The 25579-nt window shown below is 53.9% G+C and carries 24 protein-coding genes and 1 riboswitch; of the genes, 13 read left to right on the forward strand and 11 right to left on the reverse strand.

Annotated elements, in window-relative coordinates; translation table 11 throughout:
• Positions 1 to 226 precede the first annotated feature (226 nt).
• Positions 227 to 1420, forward strand: a complete 1194-nt coding sequence (locus OGY15_RS12235; protein ID WP_187253824.1) for a BaiN/RdsA family NAD(P)/FAD-dependent oxidoreductase — start codon at positions 227 to 229, stop codon at positions 1418 to 1420.
• A 38-nt stretch (positions 1421 to 1458) separates the two neighbouring features.
• Here OGY15_RS12235 and OGY15_RS12240 read toward each other — a convergent pair whose 3' ends face one another.
• Positions 1459 to 2472: a magnesium transporter gene (locus tag OGY15_RS12240; RefSeq protein WP_151216906.1), complete on the reverse strand. Its 1014-nt coding sequence runs from the start codon at positions 2470 to 2472 to the stop codon at positions 1459 to 1461.
• Between the two features lie 57 nt (positions 2473 to 2529).
• A riboswitch (M-box (ykoK) riboswitch) is annotated at positions 2530 to 2713 on the reverse strand.
• A 401-nt stretch (positions 2714 to 3114) separates the two neighbouring features.
• Between OGY15_RS12240 and OGY15_RS12245 the strand changes: the two genes are divergently transcribed.
• From OGY15_RS12245 to OGY15_RS12255, 3 genes are read left to right on the forward strand one after another with little or no spacing between them, the layout of a single operon-like run.
• Entirely contained in the window at positions 3115 to 4182 is a 1068-nt protein-coding gene (locus OGY15_RS12245; protein WP_151216905.1) for an HlyD family secretion protein, read from the forward strand.
• Positions 4179 to 6926 carry a ribosome-associated ATPase/putative transporter RbbA gene (gene rbbA, locus OGY15_RS12250; protein WP_278238782.1) on the forward strand — a complete coding sequence of 916 codons (2748 nt, stop codon included), beginning with the start codon at positions 4179 to 4181 and terminating at the stop codon, positions 6924 to 6926. The genes OGY15_RS12245 and rbbA overlap by 4 nt, the downstream gene beginning before the upstream one ends.
• Positions 6926 to 8050, forward strand: coding sequence for an ABC transporter permease (locus OGY15_RS12255; protein WP_187259953.1), 1125 nt, complete (start codon positions 6926 to 6928; stop codon positions 8048 to 8050). The genes rbbA and OGY15_RS12255 overlap by 1 nt, the downstream gene beginning before the upstream one ends.
• Before the next feature lie 17 nt (positions 8051 to 8067).
• Here the strand turns inward: OGY15_RS12255 and nikR are convergent, their stop codons facing one another.
• From nikR to OGY15_RS12270, 3 genes are all read right to left on the reverse strand, one after another.
• Positions 8068 to 8469: a nickel-responsive transcriptional regulator NikR gene (gene nikR / locus OGY15_RS12260; RefSeq protein ID WP_286539368.1), complete on the reverse strand. Its 402-nt coding sequence runs from the start codon at positions 8467 to 8469 to the stop codon at positions 8068 to 8070.
• Positions 8470 to 8518: 49 nt separating this feature from the next.
• Positions 8519 to 9097, reverse strand: a complete 579-nt coding sequence (acpT, locus tag OGY15_RS12265; protein ID WP_151216901.1) for a 4'-phosphopantetheinyl transferase AcpT — start codon at positions 9095 to 9097, stop codon at positions 8519 to 8521.
• A 62-nt stretch (positions 9098 to 9159) separates the two neighbouring features.
• Positions 9160 to 10209 (reverse strand): AI-2E family transporter, encoded by a 1050-nt coding sequence (locus tag OGY15_RS12270; protein WP_151216900.1) that lies wholly within the window; start codon positions 10207 to 10209, stop codon positions 9160 to 9162.
• A 132-nt stretch (positions 10210 to 10341) separates the two neighbouring features.
• Between OGY15_RS12270 and OGY15_RS12275 the strand changes: the two genes are divergently transcribed.
• Positions 10342 to 11559: an MFS transporter gene (locus OGY15_RS12275; protein ID WP_187253820.1), complete on the forward strand. Its 1218-nt coding sequence runs from the start codon at positions 10342 to 10344 to the stop codon at positions 11557 to 11559.
• 3 nt (positions 11560 to 11562) lie between these two features.
• On the opposite strand, the gene OGY15_RS12280 is transcribed toward OGY15_RS12275, so the two are convergent.
• Both OGY15_RS12280 and OGY15_RS12285 read right to left on the reverse strand, forming a co-directional pair.
• A complete protein-coding gene (locus OGY15_RS12280; RefSeq protein ID WP_151216899.1) occupies positions 11563 to 12120 on the reverse strand; it encodes a DcrB family lipoprotein in 558 nt (185 codons plus the stop codon).
• Between the two features lie 72 nt (positions 12121 to 12192).
• Positions 12193 to 12858 carry a 7-cyano-7-deazaguanine/7-aminomethyl-7-deazaguanine transporter gene (locus OGY15_RS12285; protein WP_019078120.1) on the reverse strand — a complete coding sequence of 222 codons (666 nt, stop codon included), beginning with the start codon at positions 12856 to 12858 and terminating at the stop codon, positions 12193 to 12195.
• Positions 12859 to 13026: 168 nt separating this feature from the next.
• Between OGY15_RS12285 and tusA the strand changes: the two genes are divergently transcribed.
• Positions 13027 to 13272: a sulfurtransferase TusA gene (gene tusA / locus OGY15_RS12290; RefSeq protein ID WP_005121576.1), complete on the forward strand. Its 246-nt coding sequence runs from the start codon at positions 13027 to 13029 to the stop codon at positions 13270 to 13272.
• A gap of 41 nt (positions 13273 to 13313) precedes the next feature.
• Here tusA and zntA read toward each other — a convergent pair whose 3' ends face one another.
• Both zntA and OGY15_RS12300 read right to left on the reverse strand, forming a co-directional pair.
• The gene (gene zntA, locus OGY15_RS12295; protein ID WP_286539375.1) at positions 13314 to 15512 is read right to left on the reverse strand and encodes a Zn(II)/Cd(II)/Pb(II) translocating P-type ATPase ZntA; all 2199 of its coding nucleotides are present in this window, start codon (positions 15510 to 15512) and stop codon (positions 13314 to 13316) included.
• 74 nt (positions 15513 to 15586) lie between these two features.
• A complete protein-coding gene (locus OGY15_RS12300; protein ID WP_151216897.1) occupies positions 15587 to 16213 on the reverse strand; it encodes a lysoplasmalogenase in 627 nt (208 codons plus the stop codon).
• A gap of 141 nt (positions 16214 to 16354) precedes the next feature.
• Between OGY15_RS12300 and OGY15_RS12305 the strand changes: the two genes are divergently transcribed.
• Complete coding sequence (locus OGY15_RS12305; protein ID WP_187253818.1) at positions 16355 to 16714, forward strand: DUF2500 domain-containing protein; 360 nt, start codon at positions 16355 to 16357, stop codon at positions 16712 to 16714.
• A 43-nt stretch (positions 16715 to 16757) separates the two neighbouring features.
• On the opposite strand, the gene OGY15_RS12310 is transcribed toward OGY15_RS12305, so the two are convergent.
• Both OGY15_RS12310 and rsmD read right to left on the reverse strand, forming a co-directional pair.
• Positions 16758 to 17033, reverse strand: coding sequence for a DUF1145 family protein (locus OGY15_RS12310; RefSeq protein WP_042311836.1), 276 nt, complete (start codon positions 17031 to 17033; stop codon positions 16758 to 16760).
• Positions 17023 to 17619 carry a 16S rRNA (guanine(966)-N(2))-methyltransferase gene (gene rsmD / locus OGY15_RS12315; RefSeq protein WP_187253817.1) on the reverse strand — a complete coding sequence of 199 codons (597 nt, stop codon included), beginning with the start codon at positions 17617 to 17619 and terminating at the stop codon, positions 17023 to 17025. Before rsmD ends, OGY15_RS12310 begins: the two co-directional genes overlap by 11 nt.
• A gap of 150 nt (positions 17620 to 17769) precedes the next feature.
• Between rsmD and ftsY the strand changes: the two genes are divergently transcribed.
• The 5 genes from ftsY to livJ all read left to right on the forward strand — a co-directional run bounded on the left by ftsY (position 17770) and on the right by livJ (position 23500).
• Positions 17770 to 19278, forward strand: a complete 1509-nt coding sequence (ftsY, locus tag OGY15_RS12320; protein WP_286539378.1) for a signal recognition particle-docking protein FtsY — start codon at positions 17770 to 17772, stop codon at positions 19276 to 19278.
• Between the two features lie 2 nt (positions 19279 to 19280).
• Entirely contained in the window at positions 19281 to 19949 is a 669-nt protein-coding gene (gene ftsE, locus OGY15_RS12325) for a cell division ATP-binding protein FtsE (RefSeq protein WP_003023420.1), read from the forward strand.
• On the forward strand, positions 19942 to 21000 hold the full coding sequence (gene ftsX, locus OGY15_RS12330; RefSeq protein WP_103769551.1) for a permease-like cell division protein FtsX: 1059 nt from the start codon (positions 19942 to 19944) through the stop codon (positions 20998 to 21000). Before ftsE ends, ftsX begins: the two co-directional genes overlap by 8 nt.
• A 270-nt stretch (positions 21001 to 21270) precedes the next feature.
• Positions 21271 to 22125: an RNA polymerase sigma factor RpoH gene (gene rpoH / locus OGY15_RS12335; protein ID WP_003023425.1), complete on the forward strand. Its 855-nt coding sequence runs from the start codon at positions 21271 to 21273 to the stop codon at positions 22123 to 22125.
• 271 nt (positions 22126 to 22396) lie between these two features.
• Positions 22397 to 23500, forward strand: a complete 1104-nt coding sequence (gene livJ / locus OGY15_RS12340; RefSeq protein WP_151216893.1) for a branched chain amino acid ABC transporter substrate-binding protein LivJ — start codon at positions 22397 to 22399, stop codon at positions 23498 to 23500.
• Positions 23501 to 23657: 157 nt separating this feature from the next.
• On the opposite strand, the gene panM is transcribed toward livJ, so the two are convergent.
• A complete protein-coding gene (panM, locus tag OGY15_RS12345) occupies positions 23658 to 24041 on the reverse strand; it encodes an aspartate 1-decarboxylase autocleavage activator PanM (RefSeq protein WP_151217210.1) in 384 nt (127 codons plus the stop codon).
• 424 nt (positions 24042 to 24465) lie between these two features.
• Here panM and livK point away from each other — a divergent pair, with 424 nt between their 5' ends.
• On the forward strand, positions 24466 to 25575 hold the full coding sequence (gene livK, locus OGY15_RS12350; protein ID WP_286539384.1) for a high-affinity branched-chain amino acid ABC transporter substrate-binding protein LivK: 1110 nt from the start codon (positions 24466 to 24468) through the stop codon (positions 25573 to 25575).
• Positions 25576 to 25579: the final 4 nt, after the last annotated feature.

Here is a 25579-nt window from a genome sequence, read left to right on the forward strand (position 1 = left end):
ACGTTACGCCATTTTGAGGACATGAACGCGGCGCATTATCAGTGACTTTGGCGGCGCGGGCAAAGTGAAATATAGAGTTTTTTTGATTTGTCTCCTGCTTTGTTTTACACCACTAAAGAATTATCCTATATATTTCAGATAAATACCCTTTATCGATAGTTTGGTGCTGGTGCGACCACTGAGGAATCTTTACAATTCACACCCGCTTTTTTGAGAGGATCGCAACGTGGAAAGGTTTGATACCGTTATTATAGGCGCTGGCGCAGCAGGTATGTTTTGTGCCGCGCAGGCAGGACAAGCAGGTAGTCGTGTACTGCTGATTGATAATGGTAAAAAGCCTGGACGTAAGATTCTCATGTCTGGCGGGGGCCGATGCAACTTTACCAACCTTTATGTCGAACCGGCCGCATATTTGAGCCAAAACCCGCATTTTTGCAAATCGGCGCTGGCGCGTTATACGCAGTGGGATTTTATCGATCTGGTGGGCAAACACGGCATTGCCTGGCATGAAAAAACGCTGGGTCAGCTGTTTTGTGATGATTCCGCCCAACAAATTGTCGATATGCTGGTGGCGGAATGCGAAAAAGGTAACGTAACTATGCGGTTACGTAGCGAAGTCCTGAGCGTCGGGCGAGAGGGTGATGCTTTCATCCTCGAATTGAACGGGATGACCGTGGGCACGAAAAAGCTGGTTATTGCCTCTGGTGGTCTCTCTATGCCGGGTCTGGGCGCGACGCCGTTTGGTTATAAAATTGCCGAGCAGTTCGGCCTGAACGTATTGCCAACGCGCGCAGGTCTGGTGCCTTTCACCTTACACAAGCCGCTGCTGGAGCAGCTTCAGGTTCTCTCTGGCGTATCCGTTTCCTCCGTTATCACCGCCGAGGACGGCACCGTCTTTCGTGAAAATCTGCTCTTTACGCACCGTGGGCTTTCTGGCCCGGCCGTGCTGCAGATTTCCAGTTTTTGGCAACCTGGTGAATTTGTCAGCATTAATTTGTTGCCAGATGTTGACCTCGCGAGCTTCCTCGATGACCAACGCAGTGCTCATCCTAACCAGAGCTTAAAGAACACCCTGGCAATGCAGTTGCCAAAGCGGCTGGTGGAATGTTTGCAACAGCTTGGACAAATCCCGGATGTTTCGCTTAAGCAGCTTAATGTGCGCGATCAGCAAACGTTGGTCGAGACACTAACCGAGTGGCGGGTACAGCCGAACGGTACGGAAGGGTATCGTACCGCTGAAGTCACGTTGGGCGGCGTTGATACCAATGAGCTTTCATCGCGCACGATGGAAGCACGTAAAGTGCCGGGACTCTATTTTATCGGCGAAGTGATGGACGTCACCGGTTGGCTGGGCGGCTATAACTTCCAGTGGGCATGGTCGAGTGCCTGGGCGTGCGCGCAGGATTTGGCGCCAGCCTGACTGTGATGCCCGACAACCTGAGCTGTCGGGCGTTATCATTAGTTCAGACCCAGAAAATACTGGGCGATTTTAAAGTAGATAATTAACCCAGTACCGTCGATAAGCGTGGCGATAAACGGGGCCGAAACCACGGCGGGATCAATGCCGATACGCTTGAGCACCATGGGGATCACTGATGACACCACGGCGCTCCACAGCGTAATGCAAACCAGCGTCAGGCTGACGATCAGCGTGATTTCCATGCCGATACCCATCATCCACGCGCGCAAGCACCCTGCCAGACCCAGCGTCAGAGCGATCAGCAGCGAAGTTGAAACTTCTTTGCGGATTACCCGGCCCATATCGCGCAGCCGCACTTCCCCCAGCGCCATTGAACGTACCAGCGTCGAAGTGATCTGCGTACCGCTGTTGCCACCAGTACCAATTAATAGCGGAATAAAAAAGGCCAGGGCAATCGCGGATTCCAGCGCTTCTTCAAAATGCTGAAGCACGCTGCTGGTATAGGCTTCTGCGACAAACAGCAGCAGGAGCCAGACCGAACGTTTTTTCCACAATGTCCACGGACTAATTTCCAGATAGGGTTTTTCCAGCGGCAGCGTGGCGCCCTGAAGCTGAACGTCTTCGGTAACATCATCTTCCTGTAGATGAGCGATCTCTTTTTCCATCAGACAACCAATCAGCTCGCCTTTCTCAACGACAGCAACCAGGTCGACTTCGCGTTCGGCTAACTCGGCAACGACCTGCGCCCGTTCATCATCAGGCTTTACATGAAATAAACAGCTGTCCGTAAGATGGTTGATGTTAAGCGACGTATCTTTTTCCTGTAATAAGCGCTTGATGGATAACACCCCGCGCAGCGCTTTTCCTGCCACAACAAAGACCTGGCCTGGAATATCATCTGTTGTGAGTTGGGAAACAAAGTATTCGCGAGCGCCGTTCACGCTGAGATGGTCGGGCAGAGTAATAAAATCGGTGCGCATATATTGCGCGATAGCGTCGCCATTGAAATCCGGCATAGGATGATGGGCGGCGCAGAGTGGCATAGATGACATGATGTAATTCCCTATAAAAAATCTCTCATAGGGGCGAACAAGACAGGGGTTAGCGCAGGCAGATCCCTACGTCCTGGTTTTAGCACTGAACAACGTATCTGTCCGATGGTGAAATCGTCAGAAGTTACCTTGGCAACACCTTGATTCGATGGATGCCTGTATTTCCCTGAGTGGTCTCTCTCGATACCAGCAGGGCGGTAACTTGTATTTGAACAGGAGCCTCGCCATAACGAGATCGGTAAATGAGCCGCTATTATAGGGATGCCTAATCATTGATTATGTTTATAGTTGCGATTGTTTATCAATCGTTGATATACGAAATATTCCTTGTGCCAGGTCTGAACTGGAAACGACAACCGAATAGACATATTGAATCCAGGTGTTAGTATTCAATAGACAACAGTTATGAGTATGCGTGTTTCATTTCCGGCCAGGAACGCTGATGATGACAACATTACTACCCGATTTCACAGCATTTTCGTCACTCACGTCCTTCGCGGTGTGCGTTGCTTTCACGCCTGTCCGCACTCTGGCCATTATTTCTCATTCCTTCTCATCCCGGATGGAATCTCCCGCTGAATAGCTGTTCAGTGGGCTTTGTGACACGCATCGTTTGATAACAGGGATTACGGCGGGTCGGATATGGATAAGATTAAGCGTCATCTGGTGTGGTGGGGCGCGGGTATTGTGGTAGCGGTTGCCGCAATAGCGTGGTGGATGTTACGTCCTGCGGGAATTCCGGAAGGTTTCGCGGCCAGCAACGGCAGAATTGAAGCTACCGAAGTGGATATTGCCACCAAGATTGCCGGACGAATTGACACAATCCTCGTCTCGGAAGGGCAGTTCGTTCGCCAGGGCGACGTGCTGGCGAAAATGGATACCCGTGTGCTGCAGGAGCAGCGACTGGAAGCTGTCGCGCAAATCAAAGAAGCCGAAAGCGCGGTGGCGGCGGCACGAGCGCTGCTGGAACAGCGGCAAAGTGAAATGCGCGCCGCGCAGTCGGTGGTAAAGCAGCGCGAGGCGGAACTGCAATCGGTCTCTAAACGTCACGTACGTTCCCGCTCGCTGTCCCAGCGTGGGGCTGTGTCTGAGCAACAGCTGGATGACGACAGGGCTGCGGCGGAAAGCGCGCGCGCGGCGCTGGAATCCGCAAAGGCGCAGGTCTCTGCGGCAAAAGCCGCGATTGAAGCCGCCCGCACCAGCATTATTCAGGCGCAAACCCGCGTAGAAGCCGCGCAGGCCACCGAACGTCGTATTGCAGCTGATATTGATGACAGCGAACTGAAAGCCCCGCGCGATGGTCGCGTACAGTACCGCGTAGCCGAACCGGGTGAGGTCCTTTCCGCGGGGGGGCGCGTGCTGAATATGGTCGATCTCAGTGATGTTTACATGACGTTCTTCTTACCGACTGAACAGGCCGGTTTATTAAAGATTGGCGGTGAAGCCCGCCTGGTGCTGGACGCCGCGCCGGATCTGCGTATTCCGGCGACCATCAGCTTTGTGGCAAGCGTGGCGCAGTTCACGCCGAAAACGGTCGAAACCAGCGATGAACGACTGAAGCTGATGTTCCGTGTTAAAGCGCGTATCCCGCCAGAACTGTTGCAGCAGCATCTGGAGTATGTGAAAACCGGTCTACCGGGCATGGCGTGGGTGCGTGTCGATGAAAATCGCCCCTGGCCTGACGACCTGGTCGTGAGGTTGCCGCAATGACGCATCTGGCGCGCCTTCCCGTTCCTCCCGTGGCGCACCTTGACGGCGTGAGTCAGCATTACGGGAAAACGGTAGCGCTGAACAATATCACGCTGGATATTCCCGCCCGCTGTATGGTGGGGCTGATTGGTCCGGATGGCGTCGGAAAATCGAGTCTGCTGTCGCTCATCTCCGGCGCGCGGGTCATTGAACACGGCAACGTGATGGTGCTGGGCGGCGATATGCGTGACCCGAAACATCGCCAGGATGTCTGTCCGCGTATTGCCTGGATGCCGCAGGGATTAGGGAAAAACCTGTACCATACGTTGTCGGTATATGAGAACGTCGATTTCTTTGCCCGGCTGTTTGGTCATGACAAAGCGGAACGCGAAGCGCGGATAACCGAGCTGCTGAACAGCACCGGACTGGCGCCGTTTCGCGACCGTCCCGCCGGGAAACTCTCAGGTGGGATGAAGCAAAAGCTGGGACTGTGCTGCGCGTTAATTCACGACCCGGAACTGTTAATTCTCGATGAACCCACCACCGGGGTCGATCCGCTGTCCCGCGCCCAGTTCTGGGATCTGATTAACAGCATTCGCCAGCGGCAGACCAACATGAGCGTGCTGGTTGCGACCGCCTACATGGAAGAAGCCGAGCGCTTTGACTGGCTGGTGGCGATGAACGCCGGGGAAGTATTAGCCACCGGGAGCGCCCAGCAGCTGCGTGAACAAACCAACAGCGACACGCTGGAGCAGGCGTTTATCGCGCTGTTACCCGAAGCCCAGCGTCAGGCGCATAAGCCGGTGGTGATCCCGCCGTATCACGCTGAACACGAAGAGATTGCTATTGAAGCGAAAGATCTGACTATGCGCTTCGGTAAGTTTGTTGCCGTTGACCACGTTAACTTTCGTATTCCGCGCGGGGAGATCTTCGGTTTTCTCGGCTCCAACGGGTGCGGTAAATCCACCACCATGAAGATGCTCACTGGTCTGCTGCCCGCAAGCGAAGGTGAGGCATGGTTGTTTGGGCAAGCGGTAGATCCGAAGAATATCGATACCCGCAGCCGGGTAGGCTATATGTCGCAGGCGTTTTCGCTTTACAGCGAGCTGACCGTGCGGCAAAACCTTGAGCTGCACGCGCGACTGTTCCATATCACCGAGGCAGAAATCCCGGGACGGGTACAAGAGATGAGCGAGCGCTTTTCGCTGACCGATGTCGAAGACGCGTTGCCTGGCGCGCTGCCCTTGGGGATCCGTCAACGCCTGTCGCTGGCGGTGGCGGTGATCCATCGTCCGGAAATGCTCATTCTTGATGAGCCGACCTCCGGGGTCGATCCGGTGGCGAGGGACATGTTCTGGCAACTGATGGTCGATCTGTCGCGGCAGGACAAAGTGACCATTTTTATCTCCACCCACTTTATGAACGAAGCGGAGCGCTGCGACCGGATGTCGCTGATGCACGCCGGAAAAGTACTCGCCAGCGGCACGCCGCAGGAACTGGTGAAACAGCGTGGTGCCGCCAGTCTGGAAGAGGCGTTTATCTCCTGGTTACAGGAAGCGGCAGGCCCGGTACCGGAAGCTCAGTTACCGCCAGCCAATGTTCCGAAAGCGCATGAAAATAGTCAGCCGCCGCGGCAGGGCTTTAGCCTACGGCGCTTGTTTAGCTACAGCCGACGTGAAGCGCTGGAGCTGCGACGTGACCCGGTTCGTTCAACGCTGGCGCTGATGGGCACAGTGATCCTGATGCTGATCATGGGCTACGGCATCAGCATGGATGTGGAAAACCTGCGTTTTTCGGTGCTCGATCGTGACCAGACCGTCAGCAGCCAGGCGTGGACGCTCAATCTGGCGGGATCGCGTTATTTTATCGAACAGCCGCCGCTCACCAGTTATGACGAGCTGGACAAACGGATGCGTTCGGGCGAAGTAGCGGTAGCAATAGAGATCCCGCCAAACTTTGGCCGCGATATCGCGCGTGGCACGCCGGTGAAGATTGGCGTCTGGGTCGATGGCGCAATGCCGAGCCGTGCTGAAACGGTCAGAGGCTATGTGCAGGCGATGCACCAGACCTGGCTACAGGACGTGATGGCACGTCAACCCAATGCCAGAGGGCAAAACGGGCTGATGACCATTGAAACTCGCTATCGCTACAACCCCGATGTGAAGAGTTTGCCGGCGATTGTTCCAGCAGTCATCCCGCTGCTGCTGATGATGATCCCTTCTATGCTCAGCGCCTTGAGCGTGGTGCGCGAGAAAGAACTTGGATCGATTATCAACCTGTACGTTACGCCCACCACCCGCAGCGAGTTTTTACTCGGTAAACAGTTGCCTTACATCGTGCTGGGCATGCTGAACTTCCTGCTGCTGTGCGCGCTATCGGTGTTTGTGTTCGGCGTCCCGCATAAGGGCAGCTTTATGACCCTGACGCTGGCCGCGCTGCTGTACGTCACCATTGCCACCGGGCTTGGGCTATTCATCTCCACGTTTATGAAAAGCCAGATCGCGGCCATTTTTGGTACGGCAATTATTACGCTGATCCCGGCGACGCAGTTTTCCGGGATGATTGACCCGGTCGCCTCGCTCGAAGGGCCTGGACGCTGGATTGGCGAAATTTACCCGACCAGCCATTTTCTGACCATCGCGCGCGGGACGTTCTCTAAAGCGCTGGATCTGACGGATCTCTGGCAGCTGTTTATGCCGCTGGCGATAGCCATTCCGGTGGTGATTGGTTTGAGCGTATTACTGCTGAAAAAACAGGAGGGGTGATGCGCCGACTACGTAATATTTATAACCTCGGTATCAAAGAGTTACGCAGCCTGCTAGGCGACAAGGCGATGCTGACGTTGATTGTCTTCGCCTTCACGATTTCGGTTTACTCCTCCGCCACCGTCCTTCCGGGCTCGTTGCACCTGGCACCGATTGCCATCGCCGATATGGACCAGTCGCAGTTGTCGAATCGGATTGTGAACAGCTTTTATCGCCCGTGGTTTTTACCGCCGGAGATGATCACCGCCGATGAGATGGATGCCGGGCTGGATGCCGGACGCTATACCTTCGCCGTGAATATTCCGCCTGATTTTCAGCGTGATGTGTTGGCCGGGCGTCAGCCGGATATTCAGGTTAACGTCGATGCCACGCGGATGAGCCAGGCTTTTACCGGCAACAGCTATATCCAGAACATCATCAGCGGCGAGGTGAACAGCTTTGTGGCCCGTTACCGTGACAACAGTGAGCCGCCGGTGGCGCTGGAAATGCGCATGCGCTTTAACCCCAATCTGGAACCTGCACGCTTCGGTGCGGTGATGGCAATTATCAACAACATCACCATGCTGGCGATTGTGCTCACTGGCTCGGCGCTAATTCGCGAGCGCGAGCACGGGACAATAGAACATCTGCTGGTGATGCCGGTGACGCCGTTTGAGATCATGATGGCAAAAATCTGGTCGATGGGGTTGGTGGTGCTGGTGGTTTCCGGTCTGTCGCTGATGCTGATGGTAAAAGGCGTGCTCGGCGTACCAATTGAGGGATCGATTCCTCTGTTTATGCTGGGGGTGGCGCTGAGCCTGTTCGCAACCACTTCGATCGGTATTTTTATGGGCACGCTGGCGCGCTCTATGCCGCAGCTGGGACTGCTGATGATTCTGGTGTTGTTGCCGTTACAGATGCTCTCCGGCGGCTCCACACCGCGTGAAAGCATGCCGCAGGTGGTGCAGGACATCATGTTGACGATGCCAACGACGCATTTTGTGAGTCTCGCGCAGGCGATACTTTACCGTGGCGCAGGGTTCGGTATTGTCTGGCCGCAGTTCCTGACGTTGCTGGCGATTGGTAGTGCGTTCTTCATGATAGCGCTGCTGCGCTTTAGAAAGACGATTGGTACGATGGCGTAAACATCCGGCACAGGCACTCACTCTTCTTTCGGCAGGCACTGCAAATGACCGTGGCGCACCCCGCGTTGGGAGATCACGTCATCGGCAAAATGTTGCACATCGCCCATGTCGCCTTTTAGTACGGCGATTTCCAGGCAGTCGTCATGGTTGATGTGCACGTGCAGTGTAGCGACCGACAAATCGTGGTGGTGATGCTGGGTCGAAACAATGCGGCTCGCCAGGTCACGCTTCTCATGCTCATAAACATACGAAAGCACCGCGAACCCTTGTGTGCCGTGCTCCTGGGTCGTTTCCTGCGCCAGTGCGCCGCGCAGAATATCGCGGATCGCTTCGGAACGGTTGTGGTAGCCACGGCGTTGGCTCAGGCCGTCGAGCGTTTCTAATAAATCGTCATCAAGTGTGATGGTGATACGTTGCATCAGATTTCAACCTTACGATATTGCGCGGCGGCGCACGGGAATGAAAGTGTTACAGCCTTTGTACGGCGTCGGCGGTCAGGGTAAACGGCGTTGGCGTGCATACCGCCAGGCTCAGGGTGTCAAACTGGCACTGGCTGACAGAGAGCGAGGAAGTTAGCGCGGTACTGTCGACGCTGACAATTTGCCAGGCGCTGCCGCCGCGCTGTTTAACGATAGCTTCTTTACGCGTCCAGATGCGCCAGAATGCTGCCAGTTGCTGCTCCGGGTGTTCAGCCTCGACTTCGGCATGTTCTCCGAGACTGAATACCGTATTTGCCAGCGTTTGCCAGTTATCTTGTGGGCGGACGACTTCAATATCGCAGCCGACTTCCCCTTCGTCGCTGAGCAGCAGGGCGATATCATCGCCGCTGTGGCTGAGATTGAACCACAACGGGGTGTCGGCGGAAAAAGCCGGTTTTCCTTGCTCACCGTAGACGATGTCCGGTAATGGTGAAAGAACATGGGAAAGCAGCACCCGGCCTGCAATCCAGCGCGCACGGTGAGCTCCTTGTGGGGCTTGTTCACTCAGTGCGTTGGGCAGTGCGTCAGTGCTTAAAACAGAAACTTTCCCAAGAACGATCCGGTACATATCAGGGCTAACCTTTAGTAATAATGGGGTTGTGTACCATTCTTCACATGCTGTTTGCAAGTTTATCCAGGCAATCGGCTTTTGGGCCTGCCGGGTCCAAGCAAAATTGCCAGTTTGCTGCCGCCTGTGGTCGTTTCCATCCAGATTTTACATACGCTGGTTAACGGCACAGAGAGCAGCATGCCTACCGGGCCGAGTAGCCATCCCCATACCAACAGAGAGAGGAAGACGATAAGCGTCGATAATCCCAAGCGATGTCCCATCATGCGAGGCTCGAGGATATTGCCAATCACCATATGCACCACCAGGAACAGCGCGCCAACCAGCACACATTCGTAAATGCCGTTGAACAGTAGCGCCTGGATCATGGGCGGGACGGCGGAAATGACCGAGCCAATGTTGGGCACGTAGTTTAGCAAGAAGGCTAGTACGCCCCACATCAGAGCAAACTGAATCCCCATCAGCGCCAGCCCCAACCAGACGATAGCGCCGGTCCATAGGCTGAGCAACGTTTTCAGCGCCAGATAGTGAGATACACCCTTGAGCGCCCGATGCAGCCCCGCAATATGGATTTGTGGGTTGTTCAGCGCAAAGCGCAGCTTATAAGGAACATGACGCACCTCAAACAGCATAAAGACGACCGTCATTACCAGCAGAACAACGCTGGCCATGGCGCCGGAAAGACTTGTCATCAGCGTGGTGGTGAAGGTCATTATTTTGTCGGAGTCCATGCGTTGTAGCATGCGCTCCGGGGACATATGCAGATTTAGAAAGGGAAGCATCTCTTGCAGATGCAGGACCTTGCGCGTCAGCTCCTTATTGTATTTGGGCAGCATGGCCATGAATTCAGTGATCGAAGATGCCAGAACGCCGACCAGTGCCGTGAGGACGATCAGCATGACCACTACCACGAGCGTAATGGCTACCGGGCGGCTTACTCCCCGGCGAATAAACCAGGTGACCAGCGGATTCAATACAATGGCAAAAAAGAGGGCCAGCAGCAGCTGTACAATGATATCCGCCGCAGCATGAATACCCGCGAGGATCACCACCAGAGCAGCCAGTTTGAGTAAAATGTGCAAACCCGTTTTATCGGGCTGAGCAGTTGTCATATTTTCTTCCTGTTTGCGTTTTGCATTAAGTGTAGCGGCTGGCTTGCGGCTGAGATTCCTAAACTGACTGCTGATTTCTGTGCGGCAACATGGTAGAAATGAAACACTGTTGTGAAAACGTGGTGACCCTCCATGCCCGAACCCGTCGCTGAACCGACGCTGAGCGGTTTACGCCTTAATCTGCGTATTGTCTCTGTGGTGATGTTCAACTTCGCCAGCTATCTGACCATCGGCCTGCCGCTCGCGGTATTGCCGGGCTATGTCCATGATGTGATGGGGTTCAGCGCCTTCTGGGCTGGATTGGTCATCAGCCTGCAATATTTCGCTACGCTGCTGAGCCGTCCACATGCCGGTCGCTATGCCGACCTGCTGGGACCAAAGAAGATTGTGGTATTCGGACTGTGCGGCTGTTTTTTAAGTGGTCTGGGCTATTTACTGGCGGGTTCAACGAACGACTGGCCGCTGGCCAGTCTGCTGCTGTTATGCCTGGGTCGCGTGATCCTTGGGATCGGGCAAAGCTTTGCCGGGACCGGCTCTACGCTGTGGGGCGTAGGGGTCGTGGGTTCAATGCACATTGGGCGGGTGATTTCCTGGAACGGAATCGTGACCTATGGTGCGATGGCGATAGGCGCCCCACTGGGTGTACTGTGTTATGCCTGGGGTGGCTTACAGGGGCTGGCGCTGACGGTAATGGGCGTAGCGCTGTCGGCAATATTGCTGGCGCTTCCTCGTGAGGCGGTAAAGGCCAGCAAAGGCAAACCGTTGCCGTTCCGCGCGGTGCTCGGGCGCGTCTGGTTGTATGGTATGGCGCTGGCCCTGGCCTCCGCCGGATTTGGCGTGATCGCCACTTTCATTACCCTGTTTTATGATGCCAAAGGCTGGGACGGCGCGGCTTTCGCGCTGACGCTTTTTAGCTGCACGTTTGTGGGCACGCGTCTGTTGTTCCCAAATGGGATCAACCGCTTAGGCGGACTGAATGTGGCGATGATCTGCTTTAGCGTCGAGATTGTTGGGCTGTTACTGGTCGGGATGGCTTCCATGCCGTGGATGGCAAAAATCGGTGTTCTGCTGGCCGGGGCGGGGTTCTCGCTGGTTTTCCCGGCGCTGGGCGTGGTGGCGGTAAAAGCCGTCCCGCAGCAAAACCAGGGCGCTGCGCTGGCGACCTACACGGTGTTTATGGATTTATCGCTGGGGGTTACCGGGCCGCTGGCTGGGCTGGTAATGACGTGGGCGGGCGTGCCAGTTATCTATCTGGCGGCGGCAGGGCTGGTAGCAGTGGCGTTATTACTGACCTGGCGGTTAAAAAAACGGCCTCAGGTGGGGTCACCGGAGGCCGCGTCATCGTCTTAACCGTTACTGGATAACCAGCGTGTTAATGATGTTTTCTGCTGTCGTCTGCGCTTTTTGCTGATCGTCAGCAGGCAGCGTGATTTGCAGGGTCAGCAGTTGGTTATCTACTTTGCCTAACACCACAGAAGAGTAAGCGGTCTGGCCTTTAGCCGAGATGATGCTGTCTAACTGCTGCAGCGTGTGGCCTTTCAGCTCAATGGATTTATTGGTGACGACCTGCAGCTGCGGGTCGCGGCTACGTTGCTGCTCTTCCAGGCGTTTTGCCAGCACAGCCAGGTCGTCGTTGGTATTGTCGCCGACAATCACAATCACCGCTTTCTGGCCGGTTGCGTCAGAATAGACGTGCATATTGTTCGCCTGAGTACCCAGCTTACCGCTCTGATCGGTCATATCCGCTGGCAGAGAAAAACTGAGTTTGCCGTCCAGCAGGCTGACCGGTTGTCCGGTGGCGTTACTTTCTGCGGCAGTCTTCTCTGCTGGCGCTTTTGTATCGCTATTATCACAGGCCGCAAGCCCCATAACCAGCAGGCCAATACCGACATATTTAACCAGATTGCGCATTGACTTCTTCCTTTCGATAAACGGCCATAACGGCTCATTCGTCCATCTTATCACAACTCGGAAAATGAACCTTTAACTCGTCTGCAATGCAGAGATTTCGGATTTATCTGCGAGCCTTTTCAGCAGCATATTCAGCAGCACGCCGTACATCGGCAGGAAGAAAATAATGCTGATCAGCACCTTGAAACAGTAATCGACCAGCGCGATTTCCATCCAGTGTTCGGCCATAAAGGCATCCGGGCTGCGCCAGAAGGCGATAAAGAAGAAGGCTAACGTATCGCTGATGTTGCCAAACAGGGTGGAGGCCGTTGGTGCCAGCCACCAGCGACGGTTCTGGCGCAGGCGGTTAAAGACATGCACATCCAGAATTTGTCCCAGCGCGTAAGCCATAAAGCTGGCGGCGGCGATACGGGCAACAAACAGGTTAAAGTGCAGCAGTGCGCCAAATCCCTGCCACGATCCCATATAGAACAGTGATGAAACGACATAAGAGATCAGCAGCGCGGGGATCATCACCGCGAAGATGATGCGTCGTGCCAACGGCGCGCCAAAAATACGCACGGTCAGGTCAGTGGCGAGGAAAATAAACGGAAAGCTAAACGCGCCCCATGTGGTATGGAAACCAAAAATGGAGATCGGTAGCTGCACCAGATAGTTGCTGGAGGTGATCACCAGCAGATGAAATAGCGATAGCCAAAACAACGCTTTTACGCGCTGAGATTGTGTAAACGGAGTCATATTGTGACCTTTTTGTTGGATGGGGTGAGGGAACCCAATAAAAAACCGTCGCATGATACTGCTTTAAGAACACATTGCAATGGTTGTTTTTCACGCAATCGTTAACCTGATTGGCTTACGTCACAACAGAGCGTAAAATAACGCCGTTTTTGAATGAACGAGACTACGATGAGCGATCTGTTTACCTCTCCCGACCATACTCTTGATGCTCAGGGGCTGCGCTGTCCGGAACCTGTTATGATGGTGCGCAAAACCGTGCGCGGCATGCAGGCGGGTGAAACACTGCTGATTGTCGCCGACGATCCGGCGACAACCCGTGATATTCCCGGTTTCTGTACCTTTATGGAACATGAGCTGGTGGCCAAAGAGACCGACTCGCTGCCGTACCGCTATCTGCTGCGTAAAGGTCAGTAGTTTTGTTTGCCGGATGGCGCCAATGCTTATCCGGCAAAAAACTATCCTTTACGTAACAACCGCAGCGCGTTAGCGGTCACCAGTACCGTCGCCCCCGTATCTGCCAGTACAGCCAGCCACAGTCCGGTTATCCCGAGCAGTGTGGTGACGAGGAAAATCCCCTTCAGACCCAACGCAATCGCAATGTTCTGGCGAATATTGGCGTGGGTAGCGCGTGCCAGTTGAATCATTTGCACCAGACCACGCAGGCGGTTGTGGGTCAGGGCGGCATCGGCGGTCTCCAGCGCGACGTCGGTTCCGCTCCCCATGGCAATACCGATGGTGGCTGCTTTCATCGCCGGAGCGTCGTTGATGCCGTCGCCAACCATCGCCAGCGGCGACTGTTGGTTGAGATGGGTAACGGCCTGTACTTTATCTTCCGGCAATAGCCCCGCTTTGAATTCAAGACCCAGTTCGCCTGCAATGGCGGCCGCTGCACGTGGGTTATCACCGGTCAGAATCACCCCTTTCACGCCAATCTGATTAAGTTCGCTGATGGCGTGGCGGGCATCCTCGCGTAGCGTGTCCTGTAAGGCCAGCACGCCGAGTACGGCCTCGTTACGTAGCACCAGCACCACCGTTTGGCCCGCGCTTTCAAGTTCGCTTATCTGCCCGGCAAAAGCATCGGCAGGTTGCTTACCGGCGGCGCAAATCAGCACGCGCTCGCCATCGACCAGCGCTTCAATGCCAGTGCCGACTAATGCGCGCTGTTCTTTCGCGACAGGTATAACCAGTTCACGCGTTTGTGCTTCCCGAACAATCGCCTGCGCCAGCGGGTGTGTCGCGCCTTGCTCTACTGCCGCCGCCAGCGCCAGTAGTTCAGCTTCACCAATACCGCTCGCCGGGTGAATCGCCGTGACGCGCGGTTTACCCACGGTCAGAGTGCCGGTTTTATCAAACGCGACCTGCGTAACTCTACCCAGTTGTTCCAGCGCGGCCCCGCCTTTGATTAACGCGCCACGACGCGCCGCGGCGGCAAGACCAGAGGTAATGGCTGCGGGGGTTGAAATCACCAGCGCGCATGGGCAGCCAATCAGCAGTAGCGTCAGCCCTTTATAAATCCACTCCTGCCAGGATGCGGCAAACAGCAGCGGTGGTACAAGGGTGACCAGCAGCGCAACCGCCATAATGGCTGGGGTGTAGATCCGGCTGAAACGGTCAATAAAGCGCTCAATGGGAGCGCGACGTTCATCCGCTTCTTCAATCAACTGCAAAATACGGTCAATGGCGCTGGCGCCCGGTTCGGAGAGCACTTCCAGCGTGACCAGACGATCCACGCTGGTGGCGCCTGCCGGGACTTTCTCGCCGGTGGCACGTTCAACCGGGATCGATTCGCCGGTCAGGGCGCTTTCATCAAAACTGGCAAAACCGGAAACCAGTTTGCCGTCAGCTGGTAAACGCCCACCCGCGGCAACTTCGATAATATCGCCAGGGCGGAGGGTATTAATAGCCACCTCTTCGCGTTCGCCGTTACGCAGACGTGTGGCGGTTTCCGGTTTGAGCGCCATCAGCGCGCTGACCCCTTTACGGGCACGGCTGGCAGCCCATCCTTCCAGGCGCTCGCCAATTAAAAACAGCAGCAGCACCATGGCGGCTTCCGCCGTCGCGCCGATAAACAGCGCGCCGATGGCGGCCACGCTCATTAACGTTTCAATGGCAAAGTAGCTGCCAGTTTTCATCAGACGCAGAGCCTGACGGGCAATGGGGCACAGACCGACCAGGGTGGTAGCGATAAACGCTATCTGGCCGAAGGGGTGATTGAATTGCTCCAGCCCCCAGCTAATCGCCATCATGATAATCAGCGAAATCAGCGGCAAGTTTTCTTTAAAACGTGACTCGGGGGCGGCTTCCGTCGCGTTTTCATCGCGCAGGGTATAGCCTGCTTTTTGCACTGCGTTTTCAACTTGCTGGCGGATATCGGAACTGGCGTCGACGACCAGTTTTTCGGTGGCAAACAACACCTGGGCCTGGTTGACGCCGCTGACCTGGCGGGCTGCATTCTCTACTTTTCGGGCGCAGGCCGCGCAGTCCATGCCTGCCACTTTCCAGGAATAACGGGTACCTATTACGGTATCGGATACGGGGGGTGGGGTAGAGCAACTTCCCTCGCAGCAGCAATCGTCAGCCTTTTGTGGCGCAGGGACTGGCTTGAAAGAAGAGAATTGTGGGGCTTTTTTGCCATTGGTAGCGGGTGTCGGCATGGCATCCTCCGGTTGATAATCATTTCGTATTAACCGGAGGATACACTCTGGAGTCGACTCCAGAGTCAAGCTTTTTAAAGATACAACGAACGAACAATCAGGAAATGTCCGGCGAAGTAGCAGGCGGCTGCAATGGCGTTATCGGCGCGGAAGCGGCGACGATAATGGCTACTCAGCCAGACAATATTGCCGATGAACAGGAGTGATGCGCCCATAAATGCCGACAGCGCCGGAGCGGTCGGGCGGAAGAACCACAGTTCGCCAGCCATCCAGACCATCATCAGCGTGATGCCAATAAAGGTACAAATAGCAACGCGCAATTCTTCCAGACGCGTCCAGATCACGGCAATCAGCAACGCCCCCAGCACCGCCAGTACCAACGGCAAAGGCCAGAAGAGCGACAACGTCATTTGGCTGGCGAAGTAAATGGTATACAGCAGATGCGACAGGAAGAATGCCCCTACTGCGTACAGCAGGCGTTGGCGCGGCAATAGCGTCAGCGCGTCGCCCAGCAGCGAGGCCAGCAAGCCAGCCAGTACCAGGTAACTGATAGCGTTAAACATTGGCGCCTGCCAGGCCAGCAGCGCCAGCAGGAGTAACGTCAGGGGTTTAAAGACCCAGCGTTGCCAGGCAGGCCCACGATAGGAAGCATCCACGAACAACCATGCGGAAAGGCAGACAGCGATAAACGACCAAAGCATCTTAGTTCCTTGAATTCGTTATTTTTTCGTAAGCGGGGTGCTTACGGCTCTATTGTCCAGTGTAGAGGTCGATACTGCCAGATGACAACACCATAACGGGCAATGTATGCTTATTTCCGCATTTTCTGATGGGTTAATAATATGAGCAAACCACCACTTTTTTTCATTGTTATCATTGTCTTAATCGTTGTCGCAGCGTCGTTTCGCTTTGTTCAGCAGCGACGTGAAAAAGCGGATAATGATGCCGCGCCGCTGGTACAAAAGCAGGTGGTGGTGACGAATAAGCGGGAAAAGCCGCTTAACGACCGACGCTCCCGTCAACAGGAAGTGAGTCCGGCGGGAACCAGCATGCGCTATGAAGCCAGCTTTAAGCCACAAAGCGGTGGCCTGGAACAAACGTTTCGTCTGGATGCTCAGCAGTACCATGCGTTAACGGTCGGAGATAAAGGGACGCTGAGCTACAAAGGTTCGCATTTTGAAGGGTTTAGTGCGCAACCGTAGTTAAGTTGGCCGGAAATGGCGTCAGCCGCCATCCGGCATCACCTCATTTCTTCAACTGATCTTTAATCTTCTTTTGCCAGACCAGCAGCTCAAAGACGCCAAACAGAAAAATACGGATTTTCTCTCCACTGGTCATCTGCGGGCCATCTTTGGGCATGGTGCTTTTTAGCAGCGCCAACTGCATGCCGTGCATCAGCACCATAAATATCAGTGCGACGTTAACGAAGATGTTAAGCGGGCGTGGAAAAGGTTGGAAAATATTCAGTAGTAAAAATGCCCAGACGCACAGCATCAGCAGGCGTCCCAGGTTAATCAGCATCGTGTTCTCCTCGTGCTTCACGTTGGTACAGGCGATAGGCGACCTGTCCGGCGACTTTCTCACGGTATAGCGACCAGTTCACCGGAACCGGCGGCAAACCGTTTTCAACTTCGCTTTCCACGTAAATATACGCTTCGTTCGCCAGCCAGCCATTCGTTTCCAGAAGAGTTAATGTTTCTTCCAGTAATCCTTTGCGAAACGGTGGGTCAACAAATACCACGTTATGCGGCGTACCTGCCTGAGCCAGAAATGCCAGTGTATTCGCGTTAACGACTCGGGCGTGATTTGCCTTCAGCGTGGCGAGATTCTTTTGGAGCTGCTGAGATACCGCGCGATCCATTTCCAGTAGCGTTGCATTTGCCGCATAGCGAGAGAGCGCTTCCAGCCCCAGTGCGCCACTGCCAGCGAAGCAGTCCAGGCAGTGGGCATCGACCATTACCGGCGCCAGCCAGTTGAACAGCGTTTCGCGTACGCGGTCGGTGGTCGGACGCAATCCGGGGCTGTCCGGAACCGGGAGTTTACGGCCTCGCCATTGCCCGCCAATAATGCGGATCTGTCCGCTGCCAGAGTGATTCGGTTTTTTCATTTCTATTATTGCTCAATCCGCCTATAGCATGTCATTCCAGGCGGTGATGTGAGTTAAGTTAAGTGATAGACTATTTCATCATTTTTTTAGCTGCTATGTACATAGCGTTGACGCTGTGCCATGAAGCAACAGCGGGGAGTGTAGTCGCAAATGGCGAAAGAGAAAAAACGTGGCTTTTTTTCCTGGCTGGGCTTTGGTCAAAAAGAGCAGGCACCGGAAAACGAGACAGAAGTAAAAAACGAAGAACAACAACCGGTTACTGAAGAAATTGCCGTCGTTGAGGAACCGTCTCCCGCGCAGGAAACCCATAGCGAAGCAGAAACGGAAGCATTTGCTGCTGAGGTTGTGGAAGTCACTGAGCAGGTTGCGGAAATCGAAAAACTGCAGCCGGAAGAAGAACCGGTTACCGAACAACCGCAGCCGGAAATTGAGCCGGTTGCTGAACCCGTTGCTGAAACTGTAGTGGAAACGCCAGCTGCGGCGGTTATCGAACGCGAAGAATTGCCGCTGCCAGAAGAGGTGAAAACCGAAGAAGTTTCTGCCGAAGAGTGGCAGGCCGAAGCGGAAACCGTGGAAATCGTTGAGGCGGCTGAAGAAGAAGCTGAAAACGAGCCGCAACTGACCGACGAAGAGCTCGAAGCACAGGCGCTGGCCGCTGAGGCTGCTGAAGAAGCGGTTATGGTGGTGCCGCCAGAAGAAACGGAAGAAGAGGTAGTCCAGGAGCAGGAAAAACCAACGAAAGAAGGTTTCTTTGCTCGCTTGAAACGCAGCCTGCTGAAAACCAAAGAAAACCTCGGTTCCGGATTTATCAGTCTTTTCCGGGGTAAAAAGATCGACGATGATCTATTTGAAGAGCTGGAAGAGCAACTGCTGATTGCCGATGTGGGCGTAGAAACGACCCGAAAGATCATTGCGAATCTGACGGAAGGCGCCAGCCGCAAGCAGCTCAAAGACGCAGAAGCGCTGTACGGTCTGCTGAAAGACGAGATGGGCGAGATTCTGGCGAAGGTTGACGAACCGCTGAATGTTGAGGGTAAAACGCCATTTGTTATCTTAATGGTTGGCGTTAACGGTGTGGGGAAAACCACCACCATCGGCAAGCTGGCGCGTCAGTTTGAGCAGCAGGGTAAATCGGTGATGCTGGCGGCGGGCGATACTTTCCGTGCGGCGGCGGTAGAGCAGCTGCAGGTCTGGGGTCAACGTAACAACATTCCGGTGATTGCTCAGCATACCGGCGCGGATTCTGCGTCCGTCATCTTTGATGCCATCCAGGCGGCAAAGGCGCGTAACGTAGACGTGCTGATCGCTGATACCGCAGGGCGTTTGCAGAATAAATCGCACCTGATGGAAGAATTGAAAAAAATCGTTCGCGTCATGAAGAAGCTGGACGTTGATGCGCCGCATGAGGTTATGCTGACTATCGATGCCAGTACCGGGCAGAATGCGATAAGCCAGGCCAAACTGTTCCATGAAGCGGTGGGCTTAACCGGTATCACCCTGACCAAGCTGGACGGAACGGCGAAAGGCGGGGTCATTTTCTCGGTTGCCGATCAGTTTGGCATCCCTATCCGCTATATCGGTGTGGGCGAACGTATCGAGGATTTACGTCCGTTTAAAGCGGGCGATTTTATAGAGGCACTTTTTGCCCGAGAGGATTAACAATGATTCGCTTTGAACATGTCAGCAAGGCCTATCTCGGTGGGAGACAAGCGCTGCAGGGAGTGACCTTCCATATGCAGCCTGGCGAGATGGCGTTTCTGACCGGCCATTCCGGCGCGGGGAAAAGTACCCTGCTGAAGCTGATCTGTGGGATTGAACGGCCCAGCGCCGGGAAAATCTACTTCAGCGGGCATGACATCAGCCGTTTGAAAAACCGTGAGGTACCGTTTCTGCGTCGTCAGATTGGTATGATTTTTCAGGATCACCACCTGTTGATGGACAGAACCGTGTTTGACAACGTGGCAATCCCGCTGATCATCGCGGGTGCCAGTGGGGACGATATTCGTCGTCGCGTGTCAGCGGCGCTGGATAAGGTAGGGCTGCTGGACAAAGCGAAAAACTTCCCGATTCAGCTCTCCGGCGGTGAACAACAGCGCGTGGGCATCGCCCGTGCGGTGGTGAATAAACCTGCGGTACTGTTGGCGGATGAACCAACGGGTAACCTGGATGACGCGCTGTCAGAAGGGATCCTGCGTCTGTTTGAAGAGTTTAACCGCGTCGGGGTCACGGTATTAATGGCTACGCACGATATTGGCCTGATCTCCCGTCGCTCCTATCGCCAAATGGTTCTGAGCGATGGGCATCTGCATGGAGGCCTGGCGCATGAATAGACGTGACGCTATCAATCAAATCAAACAGTTCGGTAGCCGACTGGATCGTTTTCGTAAATCGGGCGGTGCGCCTGGTGACGGCGGTCGCAACGCGCCAAAGCGGGCAAAAGCCGCGCCAAAACCGAACTCGCGGAAAACCAACGTCTTTAACGAGCAGGTACGTTACGCGTTCCAGGGCGCGTTACAAGACCTGAAAAGTAAGCCGCTGGCGACGTTTCTGACGGTGATGGTTATTGCCATCTCCCTGACGCTGCCAAGCGTGTGCTACATGGTTTATAAGAATGTAAACCACGCGGCGAGCCAGTATTATCCGTCCCCGCAGATCACCGTTTACCTGCAAAAAACGCTGGATGATGATGCGGCGGCGCGAGTAGTTGGTCAGTTGCAGGCTGAGCAGGGCGTGGAGAAAGTGAATTATCTTTCTCGCGACGACGCGCTGGGCGAATTCCGTAACTGGTCTGGCTTTGGCGGCGCGCTGGATATGCTGGAAGAGAACCCGCTGCCGGCTGTGGCGGTGGTGATCCCGAAACTGGATTTTCAGGGCACGGAATCGCTGAACACCCTGCGCGACCGTATCGCACAAATCAACGGGATTGATGAAGTGCGGATGGATGACAGCTGGTTCGCTCGCCTGGCGGCGCTGACGGGCCTTGTCGGACGCGTTTCCGCGATGATTGGCGTGCTGATGGTGGCGGCGGTCTTCCTCGTCATCGGTAACAGCGTGCGTCTGAGTATTTTTGCGCGTCGCGATACCATTAACGTCCAGAAACTGATTGGTGCGACGGATGGATTTATCCTGCGTCCGTTCCTTTACGGCGGCGCGCTGTTGGGTTTTTCCGGTGCATTTCTTTCACTGATTTTGTCAGAAATTTTGGTGATGCGGCTGTCGTCAGCGGTGACTGAAGTGGCACAGGTTTTCGGGACCAAGTTTGATATCAACGGCTTATCATTCGATGAATGCCTGCTGTTACTGCTGGTGTGCTCAATGATTGGCTGGGTGGCAGCCTGGCTTGCCACGGTTCAACATTTACGTCACTTTACCCCCGATTAAAAAATCTCTGGTATAATCTTTCCCTGCACTGAGTCGTTCGCTCTGCAGGGAAAGAGTCCCTGTAACCTCTTCCCGATGCATTCACCGTGATGTCACATTTTGTGCGTAATCTATACACAGTACGACATGGAACTTGTGGATAAAATCACTGTCTGATAAAAGATTGAATGATATTCTCGTTGCTCATAAGCTCTGGCATGGTTGTTGCTACTGGTTTTTGCTAATTAGCATTTTGCCAATGCGCCAGATGAAAAGATTGAGAGGATTTGAATGACCAAAGAAATGCAAAATTTAGCTTTAGCCCCTGTTGGTAACCTGGAATCTTACATCCGGGCTGCAAACGCGTGGCCGATGTTGTCGGCTGACGAGGAGCGGGCACTGGCTGAAAAGCTGCATTACCAGGGCGATCTGGAAGCAGCTAAAACGCTGATCCTGTCTCACCTGCGCTTTGTTGTTCATGTTGCTCGTAATTATGCGGGCTATGGCCTGCCGCAGGCGGATCTGATTCAGGAAGGTAATATCGGCCTGATGAAAGCCGTGCGCCGTTTCAACCCGGAAGTGGGTGTGCGCCTGGTGTCTTTCGCCGTGCACTGGATCAAAGCTGAGATCCACGAATACGTTCTGCGTAACTGGCGTATCGTTAAAGTCGCGACCACCAAAGCACAGCGTAAGCTGTTCTTTAACCTGCGTAAAACCAAGCAGCGTCTGGGCTGGTTTAACCAGGACGAAGTCGAAATGGTTGCTCGTGAGCTGGGCGTGTCCAGTAAAGACGTGCGTGAAATGGAATCCCGTATGGCGGCGCAGGACATGACGTTTGATATGTCTTCAGACGACGAGTCTGACAGCCAGCCGATGGCACCGGTTCTGTATCTTCAGGATAAGTCATCTAACTTTGCTGACGGCATTGAAGAAGACAACTGGGAAGATCAGGCTGCGAACAAACTGACCCACGCAATGGAAGGTCTGGACGAACGTAGCCAGGACATCATTCGTGCTCGTTGGCTGGATGAAGATAACAAGTCAACGTTGCAGGAACTGGCCGATCGCTACGGCGTCTCCGCTGAACGTGTTCGTCAGCTTGAAAAAAACGCCATGAAAAAACTGCGTGCGGCGATCGAAGCGTAATCTTCCTGCCAAACTGGAAATGCTAATAAACCCTGGATGAAAATCCGGGGTTTTTTGTTTTTATCTCTCCTTCTCTCTCCTGACGTTCTATGCTTTTTGTCATCAAGTTGTTATCTGCATGTCAAATTTAGCTATTCCATAATCATAAAAATCGGGTATGTTTTAGCAGAGTATGCTGCTAAAGCACGGGTAGCTATCCAATAATTGAAATAAAGTGCTGAACAACAACATCACAACACACGTAATAACCACAATAATGGGGATTGTCAGGATGAATATGAAGGGTAAAGCGTTATTGGCAGGATGTATCGCCCTGTCTTTGAGCAATATGGCGTTTGCTAAGGATATTAAAGTTGCTGTTGTCGGCGCGATGTCCGGTCCGGTAGCACAATATGGCGATCAGGAATTTACCGGCGCAGAGCAGGCGATTGCAGATATTAACACCAAGGGCGGCGTGAAAGGCGACAAACTGGTCATGGTGAAATATGACGATGCCTGTGACCCGAAACAAGCGGTAGCGGTTGCTAACAAAGTGGTCAACGACGGGATTAAATACGTTATCGGTCACCTGTGCTCTTCTTCCACTCAGCCTGCGTCAGATATCTATGAAGACGAAGGTATTCTGATGATCACCCCAGCGGCAACGGCGCCAGAGCTGACCGCACGCGGCTATAACCTGGTGTTACGTACCACCGGTCTGGATTCCGATCAGGGCCCTACGGCCGCCAAATATATTGTTGAAAAAGTGAAGCCGCAGCGCATTGCGATCGTTCACGACAAACAACAGTACGGTGAAGGCCTGGCGCGTTCCGTGCAGGACAACCTCAAGAAAGCCAACGCTGACGTGGTGTTCTTCGACGGGATCACCGCCGGTGAGAAAGATTTCTCTACGCTGGTGGCGCGTTTGAAGAAAGAGAACATCGATTTCGTTTACTACGGCGGTTACCACCCGGAAATGGGGCAGATCCTGCGTCAGGCACGCGCTGCGGGTCTGAAAACTCAGTTTATGGGACCAGAAGGGGTAGCGAACGTGTCGCTGTCTAATATCGCCGGTGAATCAGCAGAAGGCTTACTGGTAACGAAACCGAAGAACTACGACCAGGTACCAGCGAACAAACCGATTGTGGACGCCATCAAGGCCAAGAAACAGGATCCGAGTGGTGCATTCGTATGGACCACCTACGCTGCGCTGCAATCTTTGCAGGCTGGTCTGAACCAGTCTGACGACCCGGCTGAAATTGCCAAATACCTGAAAGCAAACTCGGTGGAAACCGTCATGGGGCCGTTGTCCTGGGATGCGAAGGGCGATCTGAAAGGCTTCGAGTTTGGCGTGTTTGACTGGCATGCTAACGGGACGGCGACAGACGCCAAGTGATTTTCCCGGCGCCTTTCGCGCCGCAGGTGTGTTGGCTGCGTTATTCAACCCCGGTCACTTACTTATGTAAGCTCCGGGGATTTTATAACTTGCCGCCTGCCTGCAACACGTAATTCTTGGGAAACTACTAGTAATACAATTGGTTGGGGGCGGTTTTCTACCGTTTCTCCCAGCCATTTTCCTGGGCCGTAAACCCTAACGCCTGCATAAACGCGGCCATCACGCTGCGGTCTTCAACGCCGACATCGGCCATCCACCATGCACTCACATCAGGATTTACCCGGATGACCTCTTCGATCAAATACTGGCCCACACCACGACGGCGGGTGATATCGCGCACGCGCAATGAATCCAGTGCGCCTTGTGTGCCGCTCAGCGTGACCCGCACTGCGCCGAGCAGGCGCTCGTTAAAGCGCGCGGCGTAGATCCGATGCGTTTCATCTACGCTTAACGATGAGGGGGAGTACTCCGGCCAGATTTTGCCCAGATCAATCTGATCCTGGGCGCTAAAGTTATCTAAACGAACGATGGTCAGCTTCATTAACAGCATGTCCAAATCACAAAAGATGGAATCAGTGTACCGAAATAATTCACCCGGATGCTTTCTCTTTTTTATTCGATTAACCAGGTTAATAGTTTTGTAACAACGATATTGACAGTTTGAAACATCAGAGATTGAAAAATAGGCAGGATAATACCCTGGAATGCAGCATTTTATTCCGCTCTTTGTGCCGTTATTTTATGCTGACAAACGTGCTTTTTTTTGTTTATCTATAGTGAAAAGCAGAATATTATCTTTTCTTAATCGACTGAAAAATAGAGCTTTTAGCATCAATTTGCTTAAAAAACTGCGCTAAACCATTAATGAGACTGGTAAAAATAGTGCAGTTCAAAAAAAGCACAGTCTGCTTTTTAACCATATAAATACAAAATATTAATTACGTCACGAATGGGGATTCAGGAATATGAAACGGAATGCAAAAACAATCATCGCAGGAGCGATAGCACTGGTCATGTCACACGCGGTCATGGCGGATGATATCAAGGTCGCTGTGGTTGGCGCGATGTCAGGCCCGGTCGCGCAGTGGGGTGATATGGAATTTAATGGCGCGCGTCAGGCCATTAAAGATATCAATGCCAAAGGCGGGATCAAAGGCGACAAACTGGTCGCCGTGGAATATGACGACGCTTGCGATCCGAAACAGGCCGTGGCGGTAGCGAACAAAATCGTCAATGACGGCATTCAGTACGTTATTGGACATCTGTGCTCATCTTCCACGCAACCGGCATCCGATATCTACGAAGATGAAGGCATTCTGATGATTTCCCCGGGCGCGACCAACCCGGAGCTGACCCAGCGCGGTTACGCACACATTATGCGTACAGCGGGCCTGGACTCCTCTCAAGGGCCGACCGCCGCGAAATACATTCTGGAGAAGGTGAAACCACAGCGTATCGCCATCATTCACGATAAGCAGCAATATGGTGAAGGTCTGGCGCGTTCGGTACAGGATAGCCTGAAAGCAGGCAATGCCAATATCGTCTTCTTTGACGGAATCACCGCCGGAGAAAAAGATTTTTCTGCGCTGATTGCCCGCCTGAAAAAAGAAAATATCGACTTTGTTTATTACGGCGGCTACTACCCGGAAATGGGACAAATGTTGCGCCAGGCTCGTTCTGTCGGCCTGAAAACCCAGTTTATGGGACCAGAGGGCGTAGGTAATGCGTCGCTGTCTAACATTGCCGGTGATGCCGCTGAAGGCATGTTGGTGACTATGCCTAAACGTTATGACCAGGATCCAGCGAATAAAGCGATCGTTGATGCGCTCAAAGCTGACAAGAAAGATCCAAGCGGCCCGTACGTGTGGATCACGTATGCAGCCGTCCAGTCATTGGCAACCGCCATGGACCGCAGCGGCAGCAAAGAGCCGTTGGACCTGGTGAAAGATTTGAAAGCACACGGGGCTGATACCGTGATTGGGCCGCTGAGATGGGACGAAAAAGGCGATTTGAAGGGATTTGAGTTTGGTGTCTTCCAGTGGCACGCGGACGGATCATCGACCGTTGCGAAGTAATCGC

The organism is Citrobacter sp. Cu231 (assembly GCF_030332265.1).
Taxonomy (GTDB): domain Bacteria; phylum Pseudomonadota; class Gammaproteobacteria; order Enterobacterales; family Enterobacteriaceae; genus Citrobacter; species Citrobacter meridianamericanus.